This window comes from Bartonella sp. B17, assembly GCF_053795755.1.
Genome location: NZ_CP200032.1, coordinates 308,296 through 333,659, shown reverse-complemented (window position 1 = coordinate 333,659; position 25,364 = coordinate 308,296). Strand labels below are relative to the sequence as shown.

General features: G+C 36.5%; 17 protein-coding genes and 1 pseudogene. 8 read left to right on the top strand and 10 right to left on the bottom strand.

The features are described 5' to 3' along the window. Positions 1-34: 34 nt before the first annotated feature. The 6 genes from V4B18_RS01480 to ihfB all read right to left on the bottom strand — a co-directional run bounded on the left by V4B18_RS01480 (position 35) and on the right by ihfB (position 4,405). Complete coding sequence (locus V4B18_RS01480) at positions 35-808, bottom strand: Bax inhibitor-1/YccA family protein (protein WP_455476088.1); 774 nt, start codon at positions 806-808, stop codon at positions 35-37. A 602-nt stretch (positions 809-1,410) separates the two neighbouring features. Beyond that, complete coding sequence (gene lspA / locus V4B18_RS01475; RefSeq protein WP_455476087.1) at positions 1,411-1,896, bottom strand: signal peptidase II; 486 nt, start codon at positions 1,894-1,896, stop codon at positions 1,411-1,413. After that, on the bottom strand, positions 1,893-2,741 hold the full coding sequence (locus V4B18_RS01470) for a TrmH family RNA methyltransferase (protein ID WP_455476086.1): 849 nt from the start codon (positions 2,739-2,741) through the stop codon (positions 1,893-1,895). The genes lspA and V4B18_RS01470 overlap by 4 nt, the downstream gene beginning before the upstream one ends. Before the next feature lies 1 nt (position 2,742). Next, positions 2,743-3,675 (bottom strand): class I SAM-dependent rRNA methyltransferase, encoded by a 933-nt coding sequence (locus tag V4B18_RS01465; RefSeq protein WP_455476085.1) that lies wholly within the window; start codon positions 3,673-3,675, stop codon positions 2,743-2,745. 146 nt (positions 3,676-3,821) lie between these two features. Then, positions 3,822-4,118 carry a DUF1049 domain-containing protein gene (locus V4B18_RS01460; RefSeq protein ID WP_455476084.1) on the bottom strand — a complete coding sequence of 99 codons (297 nt, stop codon included), beginning with the start codon at positions 4,116-4,118 and terminating at the stop codon, positions 3,822-3,824. An 8-nt stretch (positions 4,119-4,126) separates the two neighbouring features. Then, on the bottom strand, positions 4,127-4,405 hold the full coding sequence (ihfB, locus tag V4B18_RS01455; protein WP_455476083.1) for an integration host factor subunit beta: 279 nt from the start codon (positions 4,403-4,405) through the stop codon (positions 4,127-4,129). A 187-nt stretch (positions 4,406-4,592) separates the two neighbouring features. Between ihfB and V4B18_RS01450 the strand changes: the two genes are divergently transcribed. The 8 genes from V4B18_RS01450 (at position 4,593) to V4B18_RS01415 (ending at position 16,430) form a co-directional block, all read left to right on the top strand. Continuing rightward, the gene (locus V4B18_RS01450; protein ID WP_455476082.1) at positions 4,593-5,237 is read left to right on the top strand and encodes an LPS export ABC transporter periplasmic protein LptC; all 645 of its coding nucleotides are present in this window, start codon (positions 4,593-4,595) and stop codon (positions 5,235-5,237) included. 84 nt (positions 5,238-5,321) lie between these two features. Next, a complete protein-coding gene (locus V4B18_RS01445; RefSeq protein WP_455476081.1) occupies positions 5,322-5,930 on the top strand; it encodes an LptA/OstA family protein in 609 nt (202 codons plus the stop codon). 33 nt (positions 5,931-5,963) lie between these two features. Continuing rightward, positions 5,964-6,731 (top strand): LPS export ABC transporter ATP-binding protein, encoded by a 768-nt coding sequence (lptB, locus tag V4B18_RS01440; protein WP_455476500.1) that lies wholly within the window; start codon positions 5,964-5,966, stop codon positions 6,729-6,731. A 1,099-nt stretch (positions 6,732-7,830) separates the two neighbouring features. Next, on the top strand, positions 7,831-8,295 hold the full coding sequence (ptsN, locus tag V4B18_RS01435) for a PTS IIA-like nitrogen regulatory protein PtsN (RefSeq protein ID WP_455476080.1): 465 nt from the start codon (positions 7,831-7,833) through the stop codon (positions 8,293-8,295). 1,022 nt (positions 8,296-9,317) lie between these two features. Continuing rightward, complete coding sequence (locus V4B18_RS01430; RefSeq protein WP_455476499.1) at positions 9,318-9,821, top strand: invasion associated locus B family protein; 504 nt, start codon at positions 9,318-9,320, stop codon at positions 9,819-9,821. Positions 9,822-9,862: 41 nt separating this feature from the next. After that, positions 9,863-11,089 (top strand): 23S rRNA (adenine(2503)-C(2))-methyltransferase RlmN, encoded by a 1,227-nt coding sequence (rlmN, locus tag V4B18_RS01425; RefSeq protein WP_455476079.1) that lies wholly within the window; start codon positions 9,863-9,865, stop codon positions 11,087-11,089. 2,102 nt (positions 11,090-13,191) lie between these two features. Beyond that, positions 13,192-14,853, top strand: a complete 1,662-nt coding sequence (locus V4B18_RS01420; protein ID WP_455476078.1) for a lysine--tRNA ligase — start codon at positions 13,192-13,194, stop codon at positions 14,851-14,853. Further along, a complete protein-coding gene (locus tag V4B18_RS01415) occupies positions 14,853-16,430 on the top strand; it encodes a peptide chain release factor 3 (RefSeq protein WP_455476077.1) in 1,578 nt (525 codons plus the stop codon). The genes V4B18_RS01420 and V4B18_RS01415 overlap by 1 nt, the downstream gene beginning before the upstream one ends. A 101-nt stretch (positions 16,431-16,531) precedes the next feature. On the opposite strand, the gene trxA is transcribed toward V4B18_RS01415, so the two are convergent. The 4 genes and pseudogenes from trxA to tsaE form a co-directional block, all read right to left on the bottom strand. Further along, positions 16,532-16,855: a thioredoxin gene (gene trxA, locus V4B18_RS01410; RefSeq protein WP_455476076.1), complete on the bottom strand. Its 324-nt coding sequence runs from the start codon at positions 16,853-16,855 to the stop codon at positions 16,532-16,534. A 107-nt stretch (positions 16,856-16,962) separates the two neighbouring features. Next, on the bottom strand, positions 16,963-20,442 hold the full coding sequence (gene addA / locus V4B18_RS01405; protein ID WP_455476075.1) for a double-strand break repair helicase AddA: 3,480 nt from the start codon (positions 20,440-20,442) through the stop codon (positions 16,963-16,965). Next, positions 20,439-23,567, bottom strand: a complete 3,129-nt coding sequence (addB, locus tag V4B18_RS01400) for a double-strand break repair protein AddB (RefSeq protein WP_455476074.1) — start codon at positions 23,565-23,567, stop codon at positions 20,439-20,441. Before addB ends, addA begins: the two co-directional genes overlap by 4 nt. Positions 23,568-23,840: 273 nt before the next feature. After that, a pseudogene (tsaE, locus tag V4B18_RS01395) lies at positions 23,841-25,333 on the bottom strand (tRNA (adenosine(37)-N6)-threonylcarbamoyltransferase complex ATPase subunit type 1 TsaE). Between the last annotated feature and the right edge of the window lie 31 nt (positions 25,334-25,364).

Here is a 25,364-nt window from a genome sequence, read left to right as displayed (position 1 = left end):
ACAAGGTTTAAAAATCAAACAATGATTATTAAAATCAATCACGATTTGAGCCAAGAAACTGTAACAAAAAGACAAACATATTGATAAAATCAAGATAGAGATTTAACGCACCCATAATAATCTTCCGACCCCGAGTGTCATCTCCATCTCCTTCATAATACATTAATTTAATGTTCTGCGTATTGTAAGCTGTTAAGCCAGCAAAGATGAGAACACCAATTACTGAGATAGCAAATTGCAAGGCACTTGACCCAAGAAAGATATTAACGACCATGGAAAGCATTAAGCCAATCAAACCAATAAATAAAAATGAACCCATTGCCGTGAGATCACGCTTCGTTGTATAACCATAAAGTGAAAGAGCACCAAAGGCCGCAGCGGTAATGACAAAGGTTTGCACAATACTTTCTGTAGTGTAGCGTAAAATGATCGAGGATAGCGAGAGTCCAACGAGGGTAGCATAACCAAAAAAGAGACTACGGGCTGCACTCGTACTCAGCGTATTGATTTTAAAGCTGAGGAATAATATCGCTACAAGCGGTGCAAACATAACAATGTATGAGAATTTTGATGTATAAAATGTTACTCCAAATGAGGTTAAATAAATACTTCCGTTAATTTGAGCAGCTGCTTGACTCATATCCGTTGTTGTTGCTAACGATGCAATTGCATAAGCCGCAGCGGCTGTTATAAGCAAACCAATCGCCATCGTATTATAGACACCAAGCATATAGCTACGCAATCCTTGATCAATTGATGCATCGGCATGAGAAACAGACGCCGAACGTAAATTTTTGAAATCAGCCATAATATAAAGTCCTCTAGCATATGTTCCATCAGGTATAGGATCTGTGTCTTACGACAACAGTTTTGCACAAGCTTTTACTTGACAAACATAAGCGGTTCGACACACCGCTGACGCAATTCCAACATACCTCTCCTTATTATGGAGATTTATTTAAAAATTACAAGAGACTTTTGTTAGAAGAAAAGCTTACAAATTGGTAATAGAATAACACATTTTAGTCAAAATATTAATTATTTGGTAATATCTTGGGAAAAATAACAATTAGAATATGAAATTCTTTCTATCTTCAATATTTAAGCTAAGCAAATATGAGTGAAGTTGTGGTAAGAGTTTGTATAAATATTCACAGTAGCTGCAGATATTGAAAAATATATCTACATAAAAAAGTGAAGAAATATTGTTTTGTTAAATAAACTTCATTTTATACCTTAAAGGAATATGCATGAAAATAAGGGAGGTCAGAGTTTTTTAATCATTATGAAAACAGAAAAACACTCCCCTTACCAAAAAGGTATGAAGGTGTACACATTGTTAATAAACTGTTGATACACAACTAATATCCATAACAAGTTAGAGAAGAAATTCACTCAGAATACCTACGATTAGTAGTGACGTTTTGCTTTAATCCAAATATATATTTCCTCAATAAGAATAGCAATGACGCCAAGTGTGATAAAACTATCTGCAAGGTTGAAAATAGCAAAATAAAAAATATCATCAATATAAAATAATATATAATCAATGACATAGTGAAAACGGATACGGTCAATAAGATTGCCAATTGCTCCACCAGTGATAAGGGTTAGACCAAATCGCGATAAAGATTTGTTGTATTCGGTATTGTTCCATAGCCATACAAGCAAAACAATAATAATTAATGTGGAAGCAATGAGTCCCCACTGAGGAAAAGAAGAAAAAAACGAAAACGCAATACCATAATTGCGCACATGATAAAGGGAAAGAAAAGGAAGCAGTGAAATTTCTGTTTCCAAGGGCATATTATGTATAACCCAATATTTTATTGCTTGATCAAATCCCACTGTAAGAATTAAACCAATAAGAAAAAGAGGAAATGATTTACGTGTCATGTTCTGTCTTTGCATGGTTCCAGTGTTAAATAAGGACGGCGAATTTCATAAAGCATAATAGCTGTTGCTATTGCTAAATTAAGTGAATCAGCACGCCCACTTTGCGGAATACGCGCAAGTTTATTACATCGATTTGTAAGACTATCTGGTAAACCTTGTTTTTCATTTCCCATTAAAAGTATAATAGGGCCGTTTTTGAAATCAATTGTACGATAATCGATAGATCCTTTAAGATGTGTGCCAATGATCATACCTTTAAACTGTGCAGACCAGTTTAAAAAAGCACTTTCATCAAAACGATAAAGTGGTATGGAAAAAATAGATCCCATTGTTGCACGTACTGTTTCAGGTGAAAAAGGATCTGTTGTTTCGCCAATCAAAATAACGCCTTTAGCTCCTACCGCATCAGCGGTGCGGATAATGGTGCCAAGATTACCAGGGTCACGCACCCGATCAAGCGCAATATAAACATCTTCGGTTTGTTCTGTTATTATTTCAAGTGATTGCCACTGTTGTTTAAAAATGCCGATAACTGTTTGTGGATTATCGCGGCGAGTAATAGATTCCATAATTTTTTGTGAAGCTTTAATGACAAAACCACCATTGGCTACAGTGCGTGCAGCAATATTTTCGATGGCATCATTACCAATTTTACTTTTGGAAAAAATGAGTGTCTGTATTGTCCATCCAAGATTTAAAGCATCAATTACTAACTTAAGGCCTTCTGCCATAAAAAGGCCTTCTCTATTACGGTTTTTCTTTTGGCTAAGTGCTTTAAGATCTTTTATAATAGGGTTGTTAAGGGAGGTAATTTCTTTAACCTTACCAGTTTTGGGTATGCACATTTTAAGCAATCCATCGGCTAAAAAGAGAAGTAGAAAGGGTACGTTTAGCAGCTTCTTCACGCAAGATCAGTTCTCCTGATTCGATTGTGCCACCAAGATCTATAAATTCATCACGCATTAAAGTATGAAGTGTATAAAAAGAAGCACGAATAGAATAGGCTGTAAGCACAACGGCAAGAGGTTTATCAGATAAAAGCTTGCGACAGCTTGTGATCATTTTCGGTAAGTTATCAAACAATTGCCAAACTTCGCCATGAGGTCCACGTCCATAGGCAGGAGGATCAAGAAGAATCATATCGTAGGTTTTTTCACGTCGCAATTCGCGTTCAACAAATTTTACGGCATCATCACAAATCCAGCGAATAGGATAATCTAATAATCCTGCTCTTTCTTGGTTGGCCTTTGCCCAAGTGATTGCTTTTTTTGAGGCATCAACATGGGTAACTCTTGCACCCGCACGTGCACCAATCAAAGAAGCGATACCTGTGTAGCCAAAAAGATTTAATAATTTTATAGGACGTGTAGCGTTAATAATTTGTTCTTCCATTGAGCGCCAATGGGCATTTTGTTCAGGAAAAACACCTACGTGTCGAAAAGAAGTAAAACGCCCTAAAAAAGACAGTCCATTCCAAGAAAGTGGCCATGTTTCACCAAGAGTTTTTTTGGGAAAATACCAACGACCAACACCTTCTTCGTCTCGGTTTCCTGTAAAAATAGCATCAACATTTGCCCAATGTTTTTGTGATAAAGCCGGTTTCCACAATGCTTGACTTTCTGGTCTAATGATGCGGTAATGTCCATACCGCTCCAATTTTTTTCCATTACCAGAGTCAATTAAAGCATAATCTGCACTGGCATCTGTTTCTAAAATGAGAGGCAACCTTTCCTGTAAATGCATGTTGCTTTGATATGGTTGAAAAAATTGTGCAGACATTACGATACAGGTATTTTAAAAAATTTTAAGGATTACTGAATTTCTATAATAGTATTAATTAATTTCATTAAATATCTAAAATAAAGAAAAAATCAGTTTTAGCACTATTGAAACATAACATAAGAAAAAGTTTCACTAAAGTGCTATTATATTATATTGGCGATCGATGCTTTTAATTTTTCTAGTTCAGCTTCACTCTCTTTTAGGGCTTTTATGCATTTATGGTGTTTAAATCTGTTGATTACGTTGCTGAATAAAACACCAAAACAGAAAAAAATAAAGAGCCATATAAATAAAGGTGCTTGGTAAGTCAAACTCTCAGGATTTGTTTGGAGAGGATTAAGAGTCAATACAACCATTTGACGGTTAGCTATGATAAGAGCGATCAAGAAAAATGTGAGGGGCACAAAAATAATTGTTAAAAGGACGTGTTTGATAGTCATAAATTTACTCACTTGTTAAGTCTGTCACGCAAATCTTTGCCAGTTTTGAAAAAAGGAATCCATTTTTCTTCAACTGCAACAGCTTCACCTGTTCGTGGATTACGGCCGTTACGAGCTGAGCGACTTTTAACAGAAAAAGCTCCAAAGCCGCGAAGTTCAACGCGATTGCCATTAGCAAGTGCTGTTGCAATTTCTTCAAAGATGGCATTTACGATATTTTCCACATCACGTTGAAAAAGATGCGGATTATGACGAGCAATAATTTGCACAAGTTCTGATTTAACCAAAATAACCTCTCTTTCATAAAAAAAGATTTTTTTATATGTGCATTTCATGTATGCACGCTACATAATAAACGAGTAAAAACAAAATAAAACCAATAAAAAACAAAATTGCAATAAGCAAATTTGAAAATACCCTCTATAGAAGTTATAAAGATTAAAAAACGCGGGATATTTGAGAGATTAGGATAATATGGCCGTACACAATTATTATGAAGTCTCTTCAACAAAATCATCTTTTAGTGATATTTTTAAAAAAGCGTATCGTCATTCGCGCTGTATTAGCTTATTAAAAATCTTTTTACCTCTCTGTGCGTTGGTTATGGCACTTGCCTTTTGTTGGTTTACATCCTTTTTTATTCCTGCTGCTTCTGACACTATAATCTTGAATAATGAAGAGGACGGAATGATGAAGTTGACGATGCTCAATCCAAAATTAGAAGGTTATACACGCTCTTATGAGCCCTATTGGCTCAAAGCAGAAAAAGCATATCAAGATCGTACACGCTCTGGAGTCATTGGGCTACAAAATATCACAGCTGAAGCATTTATAAGCCAACATGGACAGATTTTTCTCAATGCCCAAGGAGGTATTTATGATAATATCAATGGCCGTTTACAATTAGATAAACCATTCACGATTACAACAAGTGATGGAATAGTTGCACGATTTATGGCAGCAGATATTAATTTGTCTGAGGGACAATTAAGTACAAATGAACGTGTCAATATTAAGCGTTCAGGTCTGCGTCTTGTAGCAAACGCTTTGCAAATTCTAGAAAAAAGACAAATTATGTATTTCCAGGGTGGGGTGCATTTGGTGATTGACAAGCAATGAGATAATAACCAATACAAAATTTGAACGATTTTTATGACAAAGAAGTATGTCAGTGTGTTAATAAAAAAAATTGAGAATTATAGAATGAAGCCGAAAGCATCATACAGAAAATGGATGAGTATATGCTTGGCTTTGAGTATGGAAATGCTAGGATTGGGATCCGTTTGTGGATATGCTGAAGTTGCTAATTTCGGAATTAATTTATCAAATGGTAAGGAGCCGGTGGAACTTTATGCAGATTCTCTAGAGATCCGTGATAAAGAGGGAATGGCGCTCTTCAACGGAAATGTTTCAGTGGTTCAGGGTAACCGTCTTTTGCGAACGTCAAAATTGGTTATCTATTATGATAGAGTGCGTGAAACAGTTGATAAATATCAGGTCAATACAAAAGCAGTATTGCCTGCATGGCTTGGTTCAACGGGTGTTAAAAAAATGGAAGCTTTAGGAAAGGTTTATATAAAAGTAGCCACACAAGTTGCTACAGGTGATAAAGGTATTTTTGATGGAAAGTCAAATATGATGGTTTTAACAGGTAATAACGTTATATTAATTGATGGTGAGAATGTGGCAACGGGGTGCAAATTGATAGCAGATATGAAAACCGGAAAAGCCTTACTAGAAGGTTGTGATATGCCTGAAAAAAAGAGCCGCGTTTCAATTATTTTAAAACAAAGTCAAAAAAGTGGCCATTAAGATTTCATGTTTGGAATCAAAAAAGAAAAACAGATGGGTGAGTGCGATTTTGAAAATGAAGCCTCAAAAAATCGTTTAAAAGGAACCTTAATTGCCAGTCATTTGATGAAAATTTACCGAGGAAGACAGGTTGTTAATGGTGTTTCTTTCGGTCTTCGTACTGGAGAAGCTGTTGGTATTTTAGGTCCCAATGGTGCTGGAAAAACGACTTGTTTTTATATGATTACAGGTCTCATTAAATCTGATGGAGGGTCAATTAAAATTGATGGATTTGATATTACGCATTTTCCTATGTACCGACGTGCTCGTTTAGGTGTTGGATATCTCCCGCAAGAAGAATCTATTTTTCGTGGTCTCTCCGTCGAAAATAATATTAAAGCTGTTTTGGAAATAGTCGAGAAAGACCGGCTTAAACGACGTGAGGAGTTGGATGCACTTTTATATGAATTTAAAATTGAGCATTTACGAAAAATGCCTGCAATTTCCTTGTCAGGAGGAGAACGTCGGCGACTCGAGATTGCGCGCGCTTTAGCTTCTCGCCCTAGTTTTCTGTTACTTGATGAGCCATTTGCAGGAATCGATCCTATTGCCATTTTTGATATTCAGCAGCTTATTCGTCATTTGACGCAACGTGGTATTGGTGTTTTGATAACTGATCATAATGTGCGTGAGACATTGGATCTGGTTGATCGTGCTTATATCATTCATGCGGGGAAAGTGTTAATTCACGGCTGTCCTAATGATATTATCAACAACGCTGATGTGCGCAAAATTTACTTGGGCAATCAGTTTTCTCTCTAATTTTTCATTGAAATTTTAACAGAAACAGTTCTGCGAGTACAAATTTTATTTTGATTTAAAAATAGTCATTGTTGATGCGTATTTTATGATTTAACTGAGAACAGTTATATATTGATACAATGCGTAAGCCATGATGGATAGTGTTAGGCTCTTTAAATAAATAAATTTAAGAAGTGTGATTGATTATTTGTGGGCAAGAGTGAAGAAAAAGAAGTATTCTTAAGTTTGGCTATGCAATGAACCTTCTATAACGATTGCTTTCATCATGTTACTTCTGAAAGGTACCTTATTTCTGCCAGAACTTCTCTTATATTACAATTTTAGGCTGATTTTTGACTGATTGGTGAGAAAAATTCTTCATAAGGAGGAGGTGGTTTCGTTATACTTTTCGGTTTAGTTTGCTTTTTATTGCAGCATGAAAAAGATACCACTAGATTAAGCTTATGATGAATGATAAACGAGACAAGAGATGAAGTCACGTGTTTCTGTATGGTGTATAAATATTGGTAATATTTTTTCGTTAAAACAAATTTATAGATGATACTCTTTTGGGACATTTTTATTGTGGCACCATAAACTATATTGTAAGTATTAGGGGGTGTTTTATTTGCTCCATGATGCATCAAGAGTTGTGTATGAATGAGTGGCGAATATGAGGTCAAGTGTGTGGGTAATTTTAAAGATGTCCATTAATCGTATTAAAATCTGTTTAGAATGTTATAGTTTTGCGTCTTAAGCTATGTGGTAAGTGTAAGAGTTGTACTTTGTCTCTATGTGTCTTTATGAGAACTACTTAAAGAAAAGAGGAAGGTCTAACAAAGTATTTGCACTAACTTTATGGCTGAAAGGGCTTAAACGGTAACTATTACTGGTCTTGGAGCGAAGTTAATTTTATGGAGAACTCCATATCTTTTTTTCTTATGCTGTTAATCAAAAGCTGAATACTATTGCTTATCATTGAGTTGGTAGTGATATGAGATGAATTGGATCATCTCCTGTTGTGAATTGAAAAGAGATACATTTAATCACGATCTTTTGGTTCCTATATTTTTATTGGTTTATGAGTGGGAATTTGAGCATGCAAAGGGAAAATTAAAATATGAATTTGAGTGAGTTAATTGCGCCGGAAGCAATTATTCCGGCTCTTAGAGCGAATTCGAAAAAACAAGTTTTACAAATTTTAGCTGAAAAAGCAGCTAAATTGACAGGTCTTGATGAGCGTGTAATTTTTGATATTGTTTTACAACGTGAAAAATTGGGATCAACGGGGTTAGGCGGTGGCATTGCCATTCCTCATGGAAAATTGCCAGATATTAACCGAATCATTGGTATATTTGCACGCCTTGAAAATCCAGTTGATTTTGAAGCTCTCGATGACGAGCCGATTGATCTTGTTTTTTTACTTTTAGCACCTGAGAATGCTGGGGCAGACCACTTAAAAGCTTTATCACAGATTGCACGTGTTTTACGTCATTCTGATGTTATTCAAAAATTGCGCAATACGCATGATGCTAATGCGCTTTACGCTTTATTAATTCAAAATTCAGCATCAAATGCAGCTTAAAAAACACTCTGATATTCTACGTTGCGGTATTTGAATTGAAAGCAGGATAGGAAGTGATATAATTTACGTTTAAAGAGATATCTGCTTTAAAGAATAGAGAATAGGGCTAATTGCTAATCTTTATTTTCATATAAGAAACTTAATTATTATTGCTGTTAGACCTATTTACTTAAGCTATCTATTCGTGAATTAAATTTCTTTATAAAATGAATTCTTATTGCTTTTTAGTAACGTTGCAGTTTAGACCCTCAAAAGGAATAAAGGGTGATTCTCTTTAAGGATGATGAAAAAAATAAATTTTCAAGGACAAGTTTATTGTTAATGTCAGATTTTTTATGCAGAGCTAGTACTAAAAAAGTTAGTTTTGATGATAAAAAACGAAAATTATAAATTTTCGATTAAACAGAGATCTTTTGCGTATGTAAAATTTTTTAATGAAAAAGAGTAGAGAATTATTCAGTATGTCGGATAACAAACAGTACGGTTATACCGGCTTGAATTGCTCGCGTAGCTTTAGAAATTGGAAATTTGAAATAGTGAAGAGTGAGAGTTAATGGTATCAAAGCAATAAAATTGTAGTTAAGGCAGGGAGTAATGCTAATAATGTTTGGTAATTTTTTAAAAAATTGCTTTGAAATAGCGAAAAAGTAACTTCTGACAATATAACTTTAGAAATTAAGGCATAGATAAGCAACAATTTATTAGAGTATAAGGTATTTTACGCTTTTTACTGATGAAAATTCGTTTAATTTATTAATAATGTGTTTATATTTTTTTTGTGGAATAAGGCAAAGTTGTTATTTTTTTTAAAAATCTGATTTGTGAATAAAAAATTCATATTATTCATGTTTTAATAACAATTAAACGATCACAATTGAATATAAAGGTTTGTTTTAATTTGAGCGACAATATTTTGCTTGTTGAGAAGATTGGGACAACAACATTAAGCATCAACCGAGCTTTTGTTAGACCTTGCCAATGAAAAAACTTTTTAAAGAGTAAAAGAAGTGAGCTAAATGAAAATGTTGAAAAAGACTCTTATTGCTGCATTTACAATGGTTTTTGCTACTGCTGGAATGGCGTGGCCGCAGACACCAAAACGTCTGGATCAATTTTATGCTTGGGGAGCTTATTCTTATAAATCACCAGAAAATACAATTTGTTACGTATTGTCGATACCTTTGGAATCGCTTCCAACAACAGTTAATCATGGCGATAATTTCTTTTTGGTTACGAAACGTTCTAATTCACCCGTTTCATTTGAACCACAATTTATGGCTGGTTATACACTTAAAGAAGGGTCAAAAGTTATTGTGACCGTTGGAGATAAGGACTTTGATTTTTTCACGAAGGATTCATCAGCTTGGTTAGCATCATCAGAATTAGAAAAGCAGCTTGTTTCTGCTATGCGTGCGGGGAACCACATGACAGTAAGAGCGATCTCAAAGCGAGGAACGCACACCACCTATACTTATTCTTTAAAAGGAGTGATCGCTGCGTTAAATACGGCACAAAAATGCCATTAAGGCGCACGTAACTAAAAAACAGTAAGATAAATCGAAAAGTAATGGCCATTTCATATGATCTCAAACCAATTGATGCGTGCCAAACACTAAAACCAGATAATGTTTTAGTGAAGGATGGGCTTAAGTTACCTTTAATTGGCTTATCACATAATGAAATGGTGGAAGCTTTAAAGACAATTGGTGTGCCAGAACGCCAAACGCGTATGCGTGTACGTCAACTTTGGCATTGGCTTTATGTGCGTGGTGTTTCAAATTTTGATGAGATGCTGAATATTTCCAAGCCAATGCAGCAAATGCTTAAAGATCATTTTTCTATTGCGCGTCCAGAAATTGTTGGAGAACAAATATCAAAAGATGGTACGCGTAAATGGCTCTTGCGCTTTCCAGCGCATGGAGCTGGGAAGCCTGTTGAAATCGAAACCGTCTATATTCCTGAAGAAGGGCGTGGCACCTTATGTATTTCATCTCAGGTAGGGTGTACATTAAACTGTTCTTTTTGTCATACGGGAACACAAGTGCTTGTTCGCAATCTAACAGCAGAAGAGATTTTAGCACAATTATTGGTCGCACGTGATCGTTTAGGTGATTTTCCTGATAAGAATACTCCTGATGGTGCAATTGTTCCAGTTGAGGGGCGAAAAGTTACCAATATCGTTATGATGGGGATGGGGGAACCACTTTATAATTTTGAAGCAGTTAAAAAAGCCTTATTAATTGCTTCTGATGGAGATGGGCTCTCTTTATCAAAACGTCGAATTACCCTTTCAACTAGTGGCATCGTTCCTGGAATTATAAGAACAGGGGAAGAGATTGGGGTTATGTTGGCTATTTCACTTCATGCTGTTCGTGATTCGCTACGGGATATGCTTGTTCCAATCAATAAAAAATATCCGCTTGCTATGTTAATGGATGCTTGCCGCAATTATCCTAGTCTCTCCAATGCTAGACGAATTACATTTGAATATGTGATGCTGAAAGATGTAAATGATAGTTTGGATGATGCTAAGCAACTAATTAAATTGCTTAAAGGTATTCCTGCTAAGATAAACTTAATTCCTTTTAATCCATGGCCAGGAAGTAATTACCAATGTTCTGATTGGGAACAAATTGAGCGTTTTGCTGAAGTAATTAATCAAGCGGGTTATGCTTCGCCTATTCGAGTGCCACGCGGACGCGATATTTTAGCAGCGTGCGGTCAGCTTAAATCCGCTTCAGAACGTTTACGAAAGTTTGAACGTTTGCAACTGGAATCTGTTGGCAACCAATAGTTTTACTTTTGGGCTAATAAGGAGATGTTAAGCAAAGCTTGTAAAATGCTGGCAATAAACCAATAAAAGCGGGTATAAGAAGAGTTTTTGCATAAGATTTTGAGCAAGCTTATCAGCTATAAAAAACATAAAAATTGTAATTGGCAGAAAAATTTGGATATAAGAAAGTCCTCAAACAAATAATTTTTGCATAGCCATCGAGCCATTAGCATCAATAAATTTTGGCAAAAAGTTATATTAATAAAGAATGATTTTAGGATTTAACAGGTTAATTCCAACATCAGTAAAATAATTACGTCTAAGGCTTTAGTGCTTTTAGGATGTCTATTTGAGAAAAAATGTAGAATTTTTATACAGTGTTTGCAAAGAAATCCACAGAAGATAATAAAAGGCAACTGCAACTTTAAGGAGAAAAAATCGTGTGGTGATACAAAAATAAGTGCTGACAAACCAAGAGCGCTACAGCAGTAATGGAGAGCAAAATCGGTTGCGCTCTCAAAAGTACATATAATTCCAGCTTTTTTGTTTTGTGCGATGAGTATGCCCTACTGATAACATAATATTAGGTTCTAGAATGAGAGCTAAAACCAGTGACGCTAAAGCAAATTGTATAATGATAGACCATTCAGGTCAAAACGATACAAAACTCTTCCTTCTTTGCAAGAGATTTCCAAAATTCACATTTTTCGCAAAGATATTTTATTAACACTTTTTTATTTTTGTATCTTTTAATGTTGTTTAAAGAAAACCTATTTTCCCTATTCATTTCGTTTAGATTTCTTATACAAAAAAAGCAAACAATATAGAGTTTTAAATAAGTTAAAAAGAGAAATTAAAAATCATCTTAACATACTACGAAGAACGCTCAAATGTGTTCTCACGATTACAAAAGTAAACTGGACAACAAGAGTACAACCTTTACAGTTGTTAGTTAATGGGAAGAGTTGAAGATTTTGCATTTTGTAAAACTGAAATGTTAATTTAAAGAAATTCACATTTAAGATTTATGTAAAAAATTTGTGCGTGATTTTATATTTCCAATTTTTAAAGTCAATAAACAGTCTACAAAGATGGATATCTTTGGAGAGAGAGGTATAATTGGTCTGTCTATTTTTTTGAGAATGCCTTATTGAAATTGCCGAGGAGGTAAACGTAGATATGATTGTCCAAGGAAAAACAGAAAAAAGAAGTAATCAAACAGATTTTAGGTTTTTTGCTTATATTTTCAATTATGATATTAAAATTATTACTTAGTGGCATGATGAAGTCTTTAAAAGTTAAACAAATTTGATTGAATTTATGTACGCGCATAAAATTTCAATAAAGGTAGAGAAGGTAGGGTGCATACCTTTTTTATGAATACAAATTTATTCTTGTAATTAGAGAGCAGGTGTTTGAAAATTCATTTATTTTTGCTTTCTGAAAACGTATATATGCATATTCTTTTTGTTGAAAGCTGATCGAGATAAAGTGGCTGTAATAATTATTAATTTTTAAAAAGATGCTTGTGTTTGGGATAATGGGTGAGTTTTATCATTCCTTTCTGTTTTTCTCGTTTAATTTAAGAATTATGGATGTGAAAATAATAAATTTTGCAAAAATTCGCTTTGTTCAGATGAATTATAAATTTTCGAAGGAAATTTAAAGTGCTGATGATCAAGAGGATAGCATTAGCTTATTCAATAATGCTCATGCATGTTAGTGGTGTTTTTGTTAAACAAACACTGCGCTTCATTTTGCTAACAACAAGCTTTTTTGTTTAAACACATGAAAATATTTTCGTAGCCGATTTTTGTTAGTAGATACGCCCTTTGTTTATTTTTAGCGCGATACTAGAAGATTTAGTTTCTTACTTGTAAGTATAATAAGGAATATTGGTAAGAATAGTGACCAAAACGCTAATAATTAAAATGGGTAAATTACGGGTCATAATATTCAATTTGTTTATTGAAAAATAGAAAAGCTACGGATATAGCGATGGCAAAAGCTATATCGTGATAAGATAATAAGAATTTTGGGCTTTTTGCTTGCTATTATTGACGAATAAATTCAATAACCATACACCATGTTGTTAAAAAGTTTTGTTTTTTAGGATGAAGATAATGATGCGTGACCAATGTAATGCCTTTAGCCTTACGCCAGAATTAAGAGATGCGGCTGTTCAATCAAAAGCTTGGCCATTTGAAGAGGCACGTAAAATTATCAAACGATATGAAAAAACAGGTTATCCAGAAATTGTAATATTTGAAACAGGCTACGGACCTTCTGGTTTGCCGCATATTGGAACTTTTGGGGAAGTTGCTCGTACGACCATGGTGCGTCATGCATTTCATATTTTAACTGAGAACAAGATAAAAACAAAACTGCTTTGCTTTTCTGATGATGTAGATGGTTTGCGTAAAGTTCCTGAGAATGTGCCTGATCGTGAAAAAATGGCAAGATACCTTGGTCAACCACTCAGCCGTGTACCAGATCCTTTTGGAGATGCTTATCCTTCCTTTGGGGCGGCCAATAACGCGCGCTTGCGTGCTTTTCTAGATCGTTTTGGTTTCGATTATGAATTTGCAAGTTCCACAGACTATTACAATTCTGGTCGTTTTGACGACGCACTTATGAAAATACTTGCCTGTTATGACAAGGTGATGGCAATTGTTTTGCCAACATTGGGTGAAGAACGGCGGGCTACTTATTCACCTTTTTTACCTATTTCTCCCTTTTCTGGTAAGGTATTACAGGTACCAATGATTGCTTATAATGCTCAAAAAGGCACAATAACTTATATTGAACCTGAAACAGGAGAAACTATTGAAACCGAAGTTACAGGGGGAAAAGTTAAGTGCCAGTGGAAAGTGGATTGGGCAATGCGCTGGAAGGCACTTGGGGTCGATTATGAAATGGCGGGAAAAGATCTCATCGATTCCACAAATCTTTCTTCTAAAATTTGCAAAGTGCTCGGTGGAAATCCACCAGAGGGATTTAATTATGAGCTCTTTTTAGATGATAAGGGACAGAAAATTTCCAAATCAAAAGGAAATGGCTTAACCATTGATGAGTGGTTAACTTATGCGCCAACAGAGAGTTTAGGGCTTTACATGTTTTTAAAGCCAAAAACAGCAAAGCGGCTTTATTTTGATGTTATTCCAAAAGCTGTTGACGATTATTATGCGCATCTTTCAGCTTATGGACGTCAGAAATGGCAAGAACGACTTAATAATCCTGTGTGGCATATCCATAATGGCTGTCCTCCACAGATTAATTTACCGGTATCCTTTGCTATGCTATTGAATTTGGTAAGCGCTTCAAACGCGGAGAATGAGCAAGTGCTTTGGGGATTTATTTCTCGCTATGCTAAAGGTATAAATGCGCAAACTTATCCAGAACTTGATCAGTTGGTAAAATTTGCCATTAAGTATTTTGATGTTTTTGTAAAACCAAACAAAAAGTTTCGAACTCCTGATGAAGTTGAGCGTTCAACATTGGCAAATATCGATGCAAAATTAGCAAGTTTGCCTAAAAATGCGGATGAAAATATCCTTCAAAATGCTCTCCTTGATGTTGCTCGTTTAATAGAGCGTTATCAGGATCATAACAAAAAAAGTCCCGAAGGGGGGCCAGGTGTTTCGAATGTTTTTTTCCAAATGTTATATGAGGTTCTTTTAGGGCAAGAGCGAGGACCACGGTTGGGGTCATTTATTGCGCTTTATGGAATTAATGAAATGCGTGCACTTATTGCTGAAGCGCTTGCGCGGCCTGTGGAGGAATAATGGAAAAGAGAGCGCAAGAAGTAAAGCGGCGTCGTACATTTGCTATCATTGCTCACCCTGATGCGGGGAAAACAACGCTAACAGAAAAACTTTTGTTGTTTGGTGGTGCTATTCAGCTTGCTGGTGAAATAAAGGCAAAAAAAGATCGTATTCAAACCCGCTCTGACTGGATGAATATTGAACGTGATCGTGGTATTTCCGTTGTGACATCGGTGATGACGTTTGAATACGAAAATCACATCTTTAATTTATTAGATACTCCAGGTCACGAGGATTTTGCGGATGATACTTATCGCACCCTTACGGCTGTTGATAGCGCTATTATGGTACTAGATGGTGCACGCGGAATTGAACCTCGAACACTAAAGCTTTTTGAAGTGTGCCGAATGCGGGACATCCCTATAGTGACTTTTGTGAACAAAATGGATCGTGAAGCATGTGATCCTTTAGAAATTTTAGATGAAATTGAAGAAAAGCTTGCGCTTGATACTGCACCAATTACATGGCCTATTGGTGCGGGAAAGAACTTTGTTGGAACCTTTGATATTCATCATAATCGTTTTCGTCAACGAGATGATGAAGTAACGCAAAAGACAGTTTCTGGACTTGATGAGGTTGCAAATTTGCTTCCTGAAAACCAGCGCGCCTCCTTTATTGAAGGCGTAAGTCTTGCCCATACTGCTTGTAAAAATTTTGATCTTCAAGCTTTTCGTGAAGGGCATATGACACCAGTTTATTTCGGTTCGGCTTTACGAAATTTTGGTGTTCGTGATTTGATCAATGCTTTAGTTGATTTTGGTCCAAGTCCTCGTGATCAGGTAGCAGATCAACGCAATGTTGTGGCTACTGAATCTAAAATGACAGGATTTGTTTTTAAAATTCAAGCAAATATGGATCCCAATCATCGTGATCGTATTGCATTCTTTCGGGTGTGTTCTGGAACACTTGAGCGTGGTATGAAGATAAAGTTGGTACGAACTGGAAAACCGATGACTCTTTCAACACCACAATTTTTCTTTGCTCGTTCACGTCAAATTGCAGATCAAGCCTATGCTGGTGATATAGTAGGTATTCCAAATCATGGAATTTTGCGTATTGGAGATGCACTTACAGAAGGTGAGGATATTTTCTTTAAAGGTATGCCTAATTTTGCGCCAGAAATTTTGCGTCGTGTTTGCTTAGGCGATCCGATGAAAGCAAAAAAACTTAAAGAGGCTTTGCAACAAATGGCTGAAGAAGGGGTGGTACAATTATTTATCCCCGATGATGGATCTCCTTCTCTTATTGGCGTTATTGGCGCTTTGCAAATTGATGTTTTAAGGGAACGGCTTAAAGTAGAATATGGTTTGCCAGTGAGCTTTGAAGCGGCGCGTTTTAGTATATGCCGTTGGATTTTTGCAGAGAGTAAAGATGAGTTGCAAAAATTTTTGGCTAATCACCGATCTTCTATTGCTCATGATCTAGAAGGTGATCCAGTTTTTTTAGCGGAAAACCATTTTTCATTGAATTATGAAGCAGAACGGGCACCAAAAATAAAATTTGCAACTTTTAAAGATTATCAAATACGCTCTAAATAAAGAGATATTTTTCTTTGCGAGGGAAAATTTTTCTTAAAAAATTTAAATGAAAGAGAGAGGAAAGAACCTCTCTTCTTTATAAAAAATCGTTATGGGCAGATTTAAAGAAGACAGTTTTTAATCCATTCAGAAATGCGTCCTTTAGGAGCAGCACCAACCATATTCGATGAAACAGTTCCATTTTTAAATATTAATAAAGTTGGAATTGAGCGTACTCCATATTTGGTAGCAAGTTCTGGATTTTCATCAATATTTATTTTGGCAATTTTGACTTGGGCGTGCATTTCTGTCGAAATTTCATCCAAAATCGGAGCAACCATTTTGCAAGGACCACACCATTCTGCCCAAAAATCAACCACAACAGGGGTGGGAGAAGTGAGAACTTCGCTTTCGAAATTGCTATTATTAACTTTTATACATGTCATTGATTTATCCTTTATGTTTTGCTTTTACACATCGGTACGATAGTAACTTATATCAAGTTATTGAAAGATAAATTATAGAAAGCCTTTTGGAAAAGAGTTTTCTTGATTTATAAAGCAACTTCACCAAGAAGTGCATCGAGTTTTTCAGGGTTAAGTTTAAAAATTTTTGCTTCTTTGCTGTAAATAAGGATAGCTTGGATGTCTTTTTCGGGATGAATAGTTTGCAGTAATTTTCGATAAAGAGCCATTTGCAGCAAATAGCATGGTGTGATAGAAGCTTCATCTTCAGGCGGCGTTCCAGTTTTAAAATCGGCAAAAACAATACTATTTTGCGTGATATATAAACGATCAATTTGACCAGAAATTGCTTGTTCTTTTCCACGAATTTTTACAATGCCCATCAAAGAAACCTCAGCGCGTGAAAGGTCAGAGAAAAGAGGTTTGAGATACGGATTGTCCAAAACTTGCCAAACGTGACGCAACGCATCTTCTCTTTGGCTCTCATGCCAGTGAGAAGCTTTGGTGTTGAGATAGTGTCGAGCATGATATTGGCGATTTTGTGGAGCGCAATCGGGCAGATATTGCAGCAATCGGTGCACAAGATTTCCATATTCAATAGAAAAAGCCTTGTTGGTATTTTTTTCTCCTAAAACAGGTGAAATACTGAGTTGTTTTTGATTAGGGAAGAGCTCAGTATCAGATTCAATAGAAAGACTAGCAATGGAAGGCTTTAATGGTTTTGGTAAAGGGGATTCTGTTGGTACTTTATGAGAGAAAAAATTGGGCAAAGATGGGAGTATTTGGTTCTTGTTTGCACAAGATGTCTCTTGATTTATTGGGATAGTGGAAGAGGGCGTGATGCAATAGCGCCAAACTGCAATATCTTCTGTAGAACTTTCTAGAGGAACTGCATGCGGTGTGAGCGCTTTTTTTACCAACTGTAACCATGTATTAGGGGATGTTCGTGCGCCGCTATATCCGCAAATAAATAATCGGTCTTCGGCACGTGTCATCCCTACATAAAGAAGGCGTCTATATTCTTCTTCTGCGCGCTCTTTTAAATGCAAAAGCGCTTTTTCAGAAAGTTTTGTGTTAAATTTTGCATTGGGACACCAAATAAAACCCTGTTGGTCGCTCAAGTTTGTATTGTACAAAGAAACATTAAGAAAATGGGGCGCATGCTGAGGATGCCAAATTGCACTACCAGGATCAATTAGAAAAACAATTGCAGCTTCCAATCCTTTAGCAGCATGAACAGTCATGATCCGGACTTCTTCGTGATTTTGATCAAGCTCACGTTTAATTTCTGGTTCACTTGCACTTAATGTTTCTAAAAAAGCTTGTAGCCCTGGTAAGCCAGTTTTTTGAATAGTAAGTGTATAATCCAGAAAAGCATCAAGCACGTCGTTTGCTTCAGACCCTAAGCGAGCCAAAATTTTTTGTCGCCCCTTATCATTATTAAGAATATGGCTATAAAATTCAAAAACTGGTATTTTGTCAACTAAAGCACGGTAATTGCTTAAATGCTCAAAGGCGTCTTGAAATGGCTTATACGATGGTGCGTGCACACCAAGACTTTGCCAAAGTGATCCTGTACGCTCAGCTGCAAGCTGGTAAAGTTCATCTTCTGTAAACGCAAAAAGTGGACTTTTTAAAATGCAAGCAAGAGAAAGATCATCTTGTGGTTGTAAAACAAAGCGTGCAAGTGCCATTAAATCACGTATACTGATATGATTTGTGAGCTGTAAACGATCAGCACCCGCTACGGGAATATCGCGTAGCTTAAGTGCACGAGAGAGGGCAGAAACAAAATGATCACGTTTACGAACCAAGATCATAATGTCACTCGCGCGTAATAAGCGCCCTTTGGCTGGAAGCATTTCTCCTTTTTGTAGCCAGTCTGTGATGGTTTCAGCAATTTTTTCTGCTAAGCGGACTTCAGGTGTATCTAAATGATCAACAGTTAAATGCCAATCATCAGGAAATTCATTTGTTTCTTTGGAAATAGTATCCCATAAAATAACATCACCAGGACTATGGACACGAATGGCTTCGTGCACAGTTTTTGTGTTGTCTGCTGAAAGTCCTTTGTAATTTTCTGGTGTTTCAAAGACAAGATCAACACTTTTTAGAATATCAGCTGTAGAGCGAAAAGAATAATTCAGTTGTACTTTTTCAAATTTCTGTTTTACTTGCTGCGCTTTTTTTTGAATTATTCGTCCATTTGTAGCAAAATTTTCTGGTACAGCACCTTGAAAAGAATAAATAGACTGCTTTTCATCTCCAACAGCAAAAAGAGTACGTGTATTTGTGCGTTGACTGTGACCTGTAAAAAATTCTTCGGCTAAAAGTTGAATGATTTTCCATTGCTCAGGATTTGTATCTTGTGCTTCGTCAAGCAAAATGTGATCAAGACCACGATCGAGTTTATATTGTACCCATTGGCTTGCACCTTTACGCTGTAACAAGTGGAGTGTGCGTTCAATAAGATCATCGAAATCTAACAAGCCGTTGATCTTTTTTAAGTTCGCATAAATTTTAAGATAAATGGAGCAAAGCTGAAAAGCAGCCATATTGAGTGTAACGACTTTTTCGCATTGATATTTATCTAAAAGAATAGAAAGTTGATTTTGTTTTTCTTCAATTTCCTTTTTAATAAAAGGCCAAATTTCATCTGATTTTTTAGAAGATAAACGTGCAAAGTTACGTGGTTTTCCTGTGGTTGTGAAATAAATATTTGAAATAATATTGATAATGCTTGTTTCATCAGAAGCGGCAGATAATTGAGAAAATTGTGCAATCATACCTTCGGCATTTTTGTTGCCATAGGTTTGATAGTGCCTAAGAGCATGAGAAGACAGTAAAGCTGTTTGTTGAATTTTTTTCAACAGCAGTTGACGTGTTTCATCAGGCGTTAAATTAAAAAGCGCACGTAGCTCTTTTTCTCCATTTTCAGACAGAATAAAAGCTAAAAAATGAGATAGTTTATGTTGTTTTTGGGTTGCTTCATCTAATAATTGAGCAAAAGCACTTTCATTGATAACTTCAAGAAGTTGTTTTAAAGCTGTTTGTGCGTCATTATGTATTAGAAGTTGGCGGCGGGCTTCTTGTAGTAATTTTTTTTGATTAATATCATCAAGAAGTTCAAAATGCCCAGCAATATTGGCTTCCAACATAAATTGATGCAATAAAGATTCGCAAAATGCGTGAATCGTTTGAATTTTTAAGCCGCCAGGTGTTTCGAGAGCATGAGCAAAGAGTTGGCGTGCTGATGTTAGTTTTTGCGTGTTAGTGGGTTTATTTTCAAGACGCGTCAAAATGACTTGGAGCTCCTCATCATTAAGTTCATTCCAACTGGAAAGTGTGCGAAAAATCCGCGCCTGCATAACAGCAGCAGCTGCCTTTGTATAAGTAAGGCATAAAATGCGTGCTGGAGGAGTGCCATTTAAAAGTAAACGGATAACGCGCTCACTTAAAACATGTGTTTTTCCAGATCCTGCATTTGCAGAAACCCATACGTTTGTTTTCGGGTGAGTTGCCGTTGCTTGTGCATCAAGAGCTGCTTCAGGAATGGAAAAAAAAGTCATGATTGATCTGCCTTATGAGAACCATTTGACCATTCCCATAATCGTGCCAAATGATCATAGTCGCTTTCATATGGTTTTTGTAAGGGCACGGCGTGTGAAAGATAGCCTTGTTGTGGATTTTGGTAATATTCCATTAATGAAATAAGATGTTCCCATGCTTTTTTACCAAGACTGATTGTATTTCTCTTATCTATTGCTTCGTCTGAAAAAACTGATTGGGATTTTATTTCTCCTTTTTTGTTAAGAGGGATGTAAAACAAATTTGATGGAGTAAAATCTTGAAAATCTGTGAAAGCTCCTTGCATTAACAAAGCAGTTTCTAATGCTAACTGCGGAAAAAGTAAGTTACGGACTTGTTTTGATGAGGGGGGCGTATTGGTTTTAAAATCAAGAATTTCAATTATTTTTTCTGGCAAAACATCAATACGGTCAGCACGCCCTGAAAGAGTTATACCTGTTGTGCCTATGGGTATTTTTTTAGATGCCACTTCGGCATGTCGTTCTCGGGATCCAAGACTTTTTTCCCATTGGATGAAAAATGGGGCAAAATTTTCAAAAATAGTCCACCAGATTACTTCAATATCGCGAGGCAAATTTAATTTATTAAACTCTTTACGTCCAATAGTCAGGAGAGCATCTAATGCATTTGTAGAATTGGGATCTTTTACTTGTGTGCAAAAAGCAGCAAGAATAGCATGATAAAGTATTCCGCGCTCAGTAGCAGAAGGATTATAAATGAGAGCTTTAAGTGGTTTGAGACGTAGAATTTTTTTCGCATAAATAGCGTAAGGATCATACCGCAGTGTTGCTATTTCAGTGACAGAAAAATGGTGTGGACGCATATTAAGGGGAGGAACAGGGCAAGGGCGCTGCACGTGAGCAATGAGATTTGTATTGTCAAGCGTTTTTGCCCAATGAAGCAAAATTTCGCCTCGTGCGCGGATTTTCTCCCAAACCTGTTTTCCTACAACTGTTTCTAGGCGTTGTAGCCAACGTGAAGGGATAGAAGGAGCATGATTGACTCGTTTAGCTCGGCTCATCACAACTTTATTCATTCCCATGGCCCATTGAAAATCATGCGCAGAAAGACCAATACGATGTTCTGGTGGCTCAAGGGTTAACATTATTTTCATTGGTCGTGATAAAAAGGCATCATTACGGGTTGTTATAGGCCATGATCCTTCATTAAGGCCGCCAATGATCATTGTATCAACCGTTTGTAGACGTGATTCCAAAGCGCCCCAGATAAATAAGCGTGGATGTCCTCCAGGAGGAGGCGTTACGGAACGGGTTGCTATAAGAGCTGAAAACATAGCAGACCATTCGTGCAGATGAAATTTTAACCCTGATTGATCACTTACCAATTCACGCAAGAAAGTTGATAAGGCTTGTCCAGCTTCATTTTGATAAAGGCTTATAAGAGAATTGTTTTCATCACATCCAAAATTTTCAAAAACCTCAACAGTTGCTATTGCTGCTTCATTGATGGTGCATTCTTTCTGCTGTTTTATGAGAGATGTTAAAGGTTCAACAGCTTTGACCAAAAGATGACAAAGCAGGCGTGCTTCTTCGCTCTTATGTTGATCAGAAGTGTTGTTGTCAGAATTATTGTGGAGATGTGTTTTCATCCATGTTTCAAAAAACTGATCACACGCGCAAAGATCAATACGACCAGTGCTTCCGCGAAGAACAAAGAGTTCAAAGTTTTCTACCATTTCGCGTAAGCGATGATGGTTTTGTCCAAGTGTTGTGAGCGGATGTTTTAGAAGGGAAAGAAAAGCAACAGGATCATTTGGTTGAAACACATTTTCCAAAATAAGCCGTAAAAGAGTTGAAGGCAGTGTTTGTGCAAGGGGTATTCCTCCTGAATCATTTGCTTCAATGCCAAATCGTTGTAATTCGACCACAACACGGCGTGCTAAATTACGATCATTCGTAATAAGAGCTGCGGTTCTTTGAGGTTCTTCAATGGCATTTCGTAAAGCAACAGAAATGGCGAGGGCTTCTTCACGCTCATTTATGGCTTCAATTAAGGACAAATTTTCACAAAGACTTTCATAATCATCGCGTACAATTTGCGCCCATGTATCTGTTGTTGAGGCAGGCCGAAGTGCTTCTGATAAAAGAGCTGCACGCTTTTTTTCCATTGAGCTGTGTTGGCCAATTTCGCGAACTTGAACACGATGGCATTTCATGAGGGATAAAAGTTTTTTTAAATGGTATTGAGGATGGCTAAAAGCGTTAGTTGCATGATCAAAAAAATCAGAAGTTGTTTTTTCTGCATTTTCTGCATTTATTGTGCCTAATGCATCCCATTGTGCTTCATCCATATGAAGATCAAGTCCTGGAAGAACAACGGCACCTTTAGGCAGATAGGAAATAACCTTTAAAAGCTGTGCAACTGCGGGAATAGAACCGGTTGCACCAGCGGCAATAATGGGCTTATTTGGTCGCGTGCGGTGTAGGGTTTCCGCGTGCATTTTGAGTATTGTATTGCGCCATAAAGTCGGATTGCTTCGTTGTTTTTCTTGTAAAATTTGCGGCCAGCTTTGGGTAACAATAGTAAGAAAATTAAGCGTTATTTGCCACCATTCTGCGATCATATCAGGTGCAATTTCTTTAAGTTTTGACCAATCTGCTGCTTCTGTTTCAATTTCATCCATCAACTGTGCTAAATCTTGAGCAAGCCAAATTGCATCTGCAGTATGAGCAGGAATAATAACATCCTCTGTACCAAACATGGCACGCAGATGGGCAGGTAAATTTTCACGCCAAGGACGAATGAGGCGTGCTAAAAGCAGAAGGCGTTCACTTTCTCCAATAGGAGGATTTAGGATGCTGGTATGGTTTTCAACAAAAAGGAAGCTATCCTCATTCAAATCTCCTAAGGGGCGAATGGTTGGCAAAAAGGTTGATTGTTTGCCACTTCTTTCAACAAAAGCTGTGCGCAAAGCGCGGGCAGCACGACGTGTCGGAACGTAAATGAGGGTGTCAGCAAGAGCTGTTTGGATATCCCCATTAGGCGCAAAGTCATCGATAAGAGCGCCTGAAAGCAGTGCATCAACAAAATACGACAAAAAAGGAGTTCCAAAAGAAATGGAAAAAACACGCGGATTATGATTCATGAGATTTCATTTGGGATGCATGGAAGACATTCTCGCCTTTTGATTATTCGCATTTTTTTACTGTATACAATTTTCATGTAGAGAAAAACTGAAAAGCTGGATTTATGCAGAAATTTTTGATTTGGGTTTAAGATAATCTTTAGCAGCTAATATCTATGAATTAAAATTAAAGATTTAGAAACACAACGGAAATAGATATCTATATATTTATATTGCGCAAAAGTTGATTACTTTGTGAAGATGATCTTACAGAAGTTAATAGTAAAGCATCTATTATGCTTTTGAGAGAAGCTCCAGTTCTTGATAAAAGCTTTGTAGAGGTGCAAGAGTTGGACGAAAAAGATTACGGGAAAGATAATTCTGCATATGGGGTAAAAATTTGAGATAAGAATATTTTCTATCTCGCTTGTGGAAACGTACAAAAATTTCTAAAATTTTGGAATCCATTACGCTCCTGCAAAGCCATAAAGTTTTCGTAATTCATCTTCATCAAAGAGGCGTGGTGCTTGATGGCGTGCATTGCAATAGGTTGTCAAGAATTTTTGTTTCGAGCGCTGGTAAAATAAACAGGTGTGCATCTTGTGCTAAAGAGGCAAGATTGTAGACTGTTGAACCTTTTAAGCCATCTTGAAAATCAATGAGACCAATGCGGGCAGTTCCTTCTTTCTGCGCACACCGAAGAATATTAGGAGAGTGATAGTCTTGCATGACAAAAGTCTGTTCTCCCTAGATCAGATTATCGAGATAGGACTGCCAATAAGTAAAAAAATCTTTACGTTGTTGTTGGTCTAAGGTTCTTTGTGTTTTAAAGGGAAGATACCAATCCAGCAATAATAAAGAGAGTTCTGATTGTATAGCTTGGCAATCATAAGAGGGAATTTTAAGCAAAAATGTTGCAAATTGCTTTTCTGAAGACCACGATTTTTGGTGGAAGGAAGCTAGCAATTCGTTACAGGCAGTGTAATGCTCTTTTAGAGGATTATCAGTTTTATCTAAAAGCCTTTCGCGCCTTAGATCTTCTAACATAAAAAGATCTTTTTCAAGGTCTTTAACAAAGATATGAGGAGCAAAAAATCCATTGTCTAAAATGAGTTTGTTAATTCCTATAAATTGACGGATATCTTTTGCAAGATGTGCCATTGTTGCATAAGAAGGATCTGTATTTTGTGTCATTTCTATGGTTTGCACATCCATAAGGACTTCTTGATGATGCCCATCACTTAAAATTTCATAAATACGCGCTGAGGCATTACAAGCTAAAAGGCGACGGTAAACATGACCATGTTTATGAGTTGTTAGAAATGTGCGAATTGCAAAAGATCCTGCAGGTGCTCAATAGAATGTTCTGCTGACGTAAGATGCACACGACGCCCAAAACCTTCATATTGTAGCGTGATTGCAAAGGTAACAGGACCTAAAAGATCTGCACCCTTTTCCGGCCATTCAACGAGTAAAATGCTTTGCTCACGGGCTTCATGAAGCCCTAATTCATCAATTTCTTCTTCCATAGAAAGACGATAAAGATCAGCATGAATAATTTCAAATTGTGAAAGTTGATAACTTTGGACAAGAGTAAAAGTTGGACTTGGCACATCCAATGTATTATCGTTGGCAAGTGTGCGGATGAGTGTCCGTGCGATGGTTGATTTTCCTGTTCCAAGATCGCCTTGAAGCGTTACAAGATCCCCTCGCTTTAAAGCGAGAGCTAGATCTTGCGCAAAAAGCTTGGTTGCTTCTTCATTTTCAAGAAAAAAACTAAAGTTCATTAAGATTTCCACAAAATGGGTGAGAAAAAGT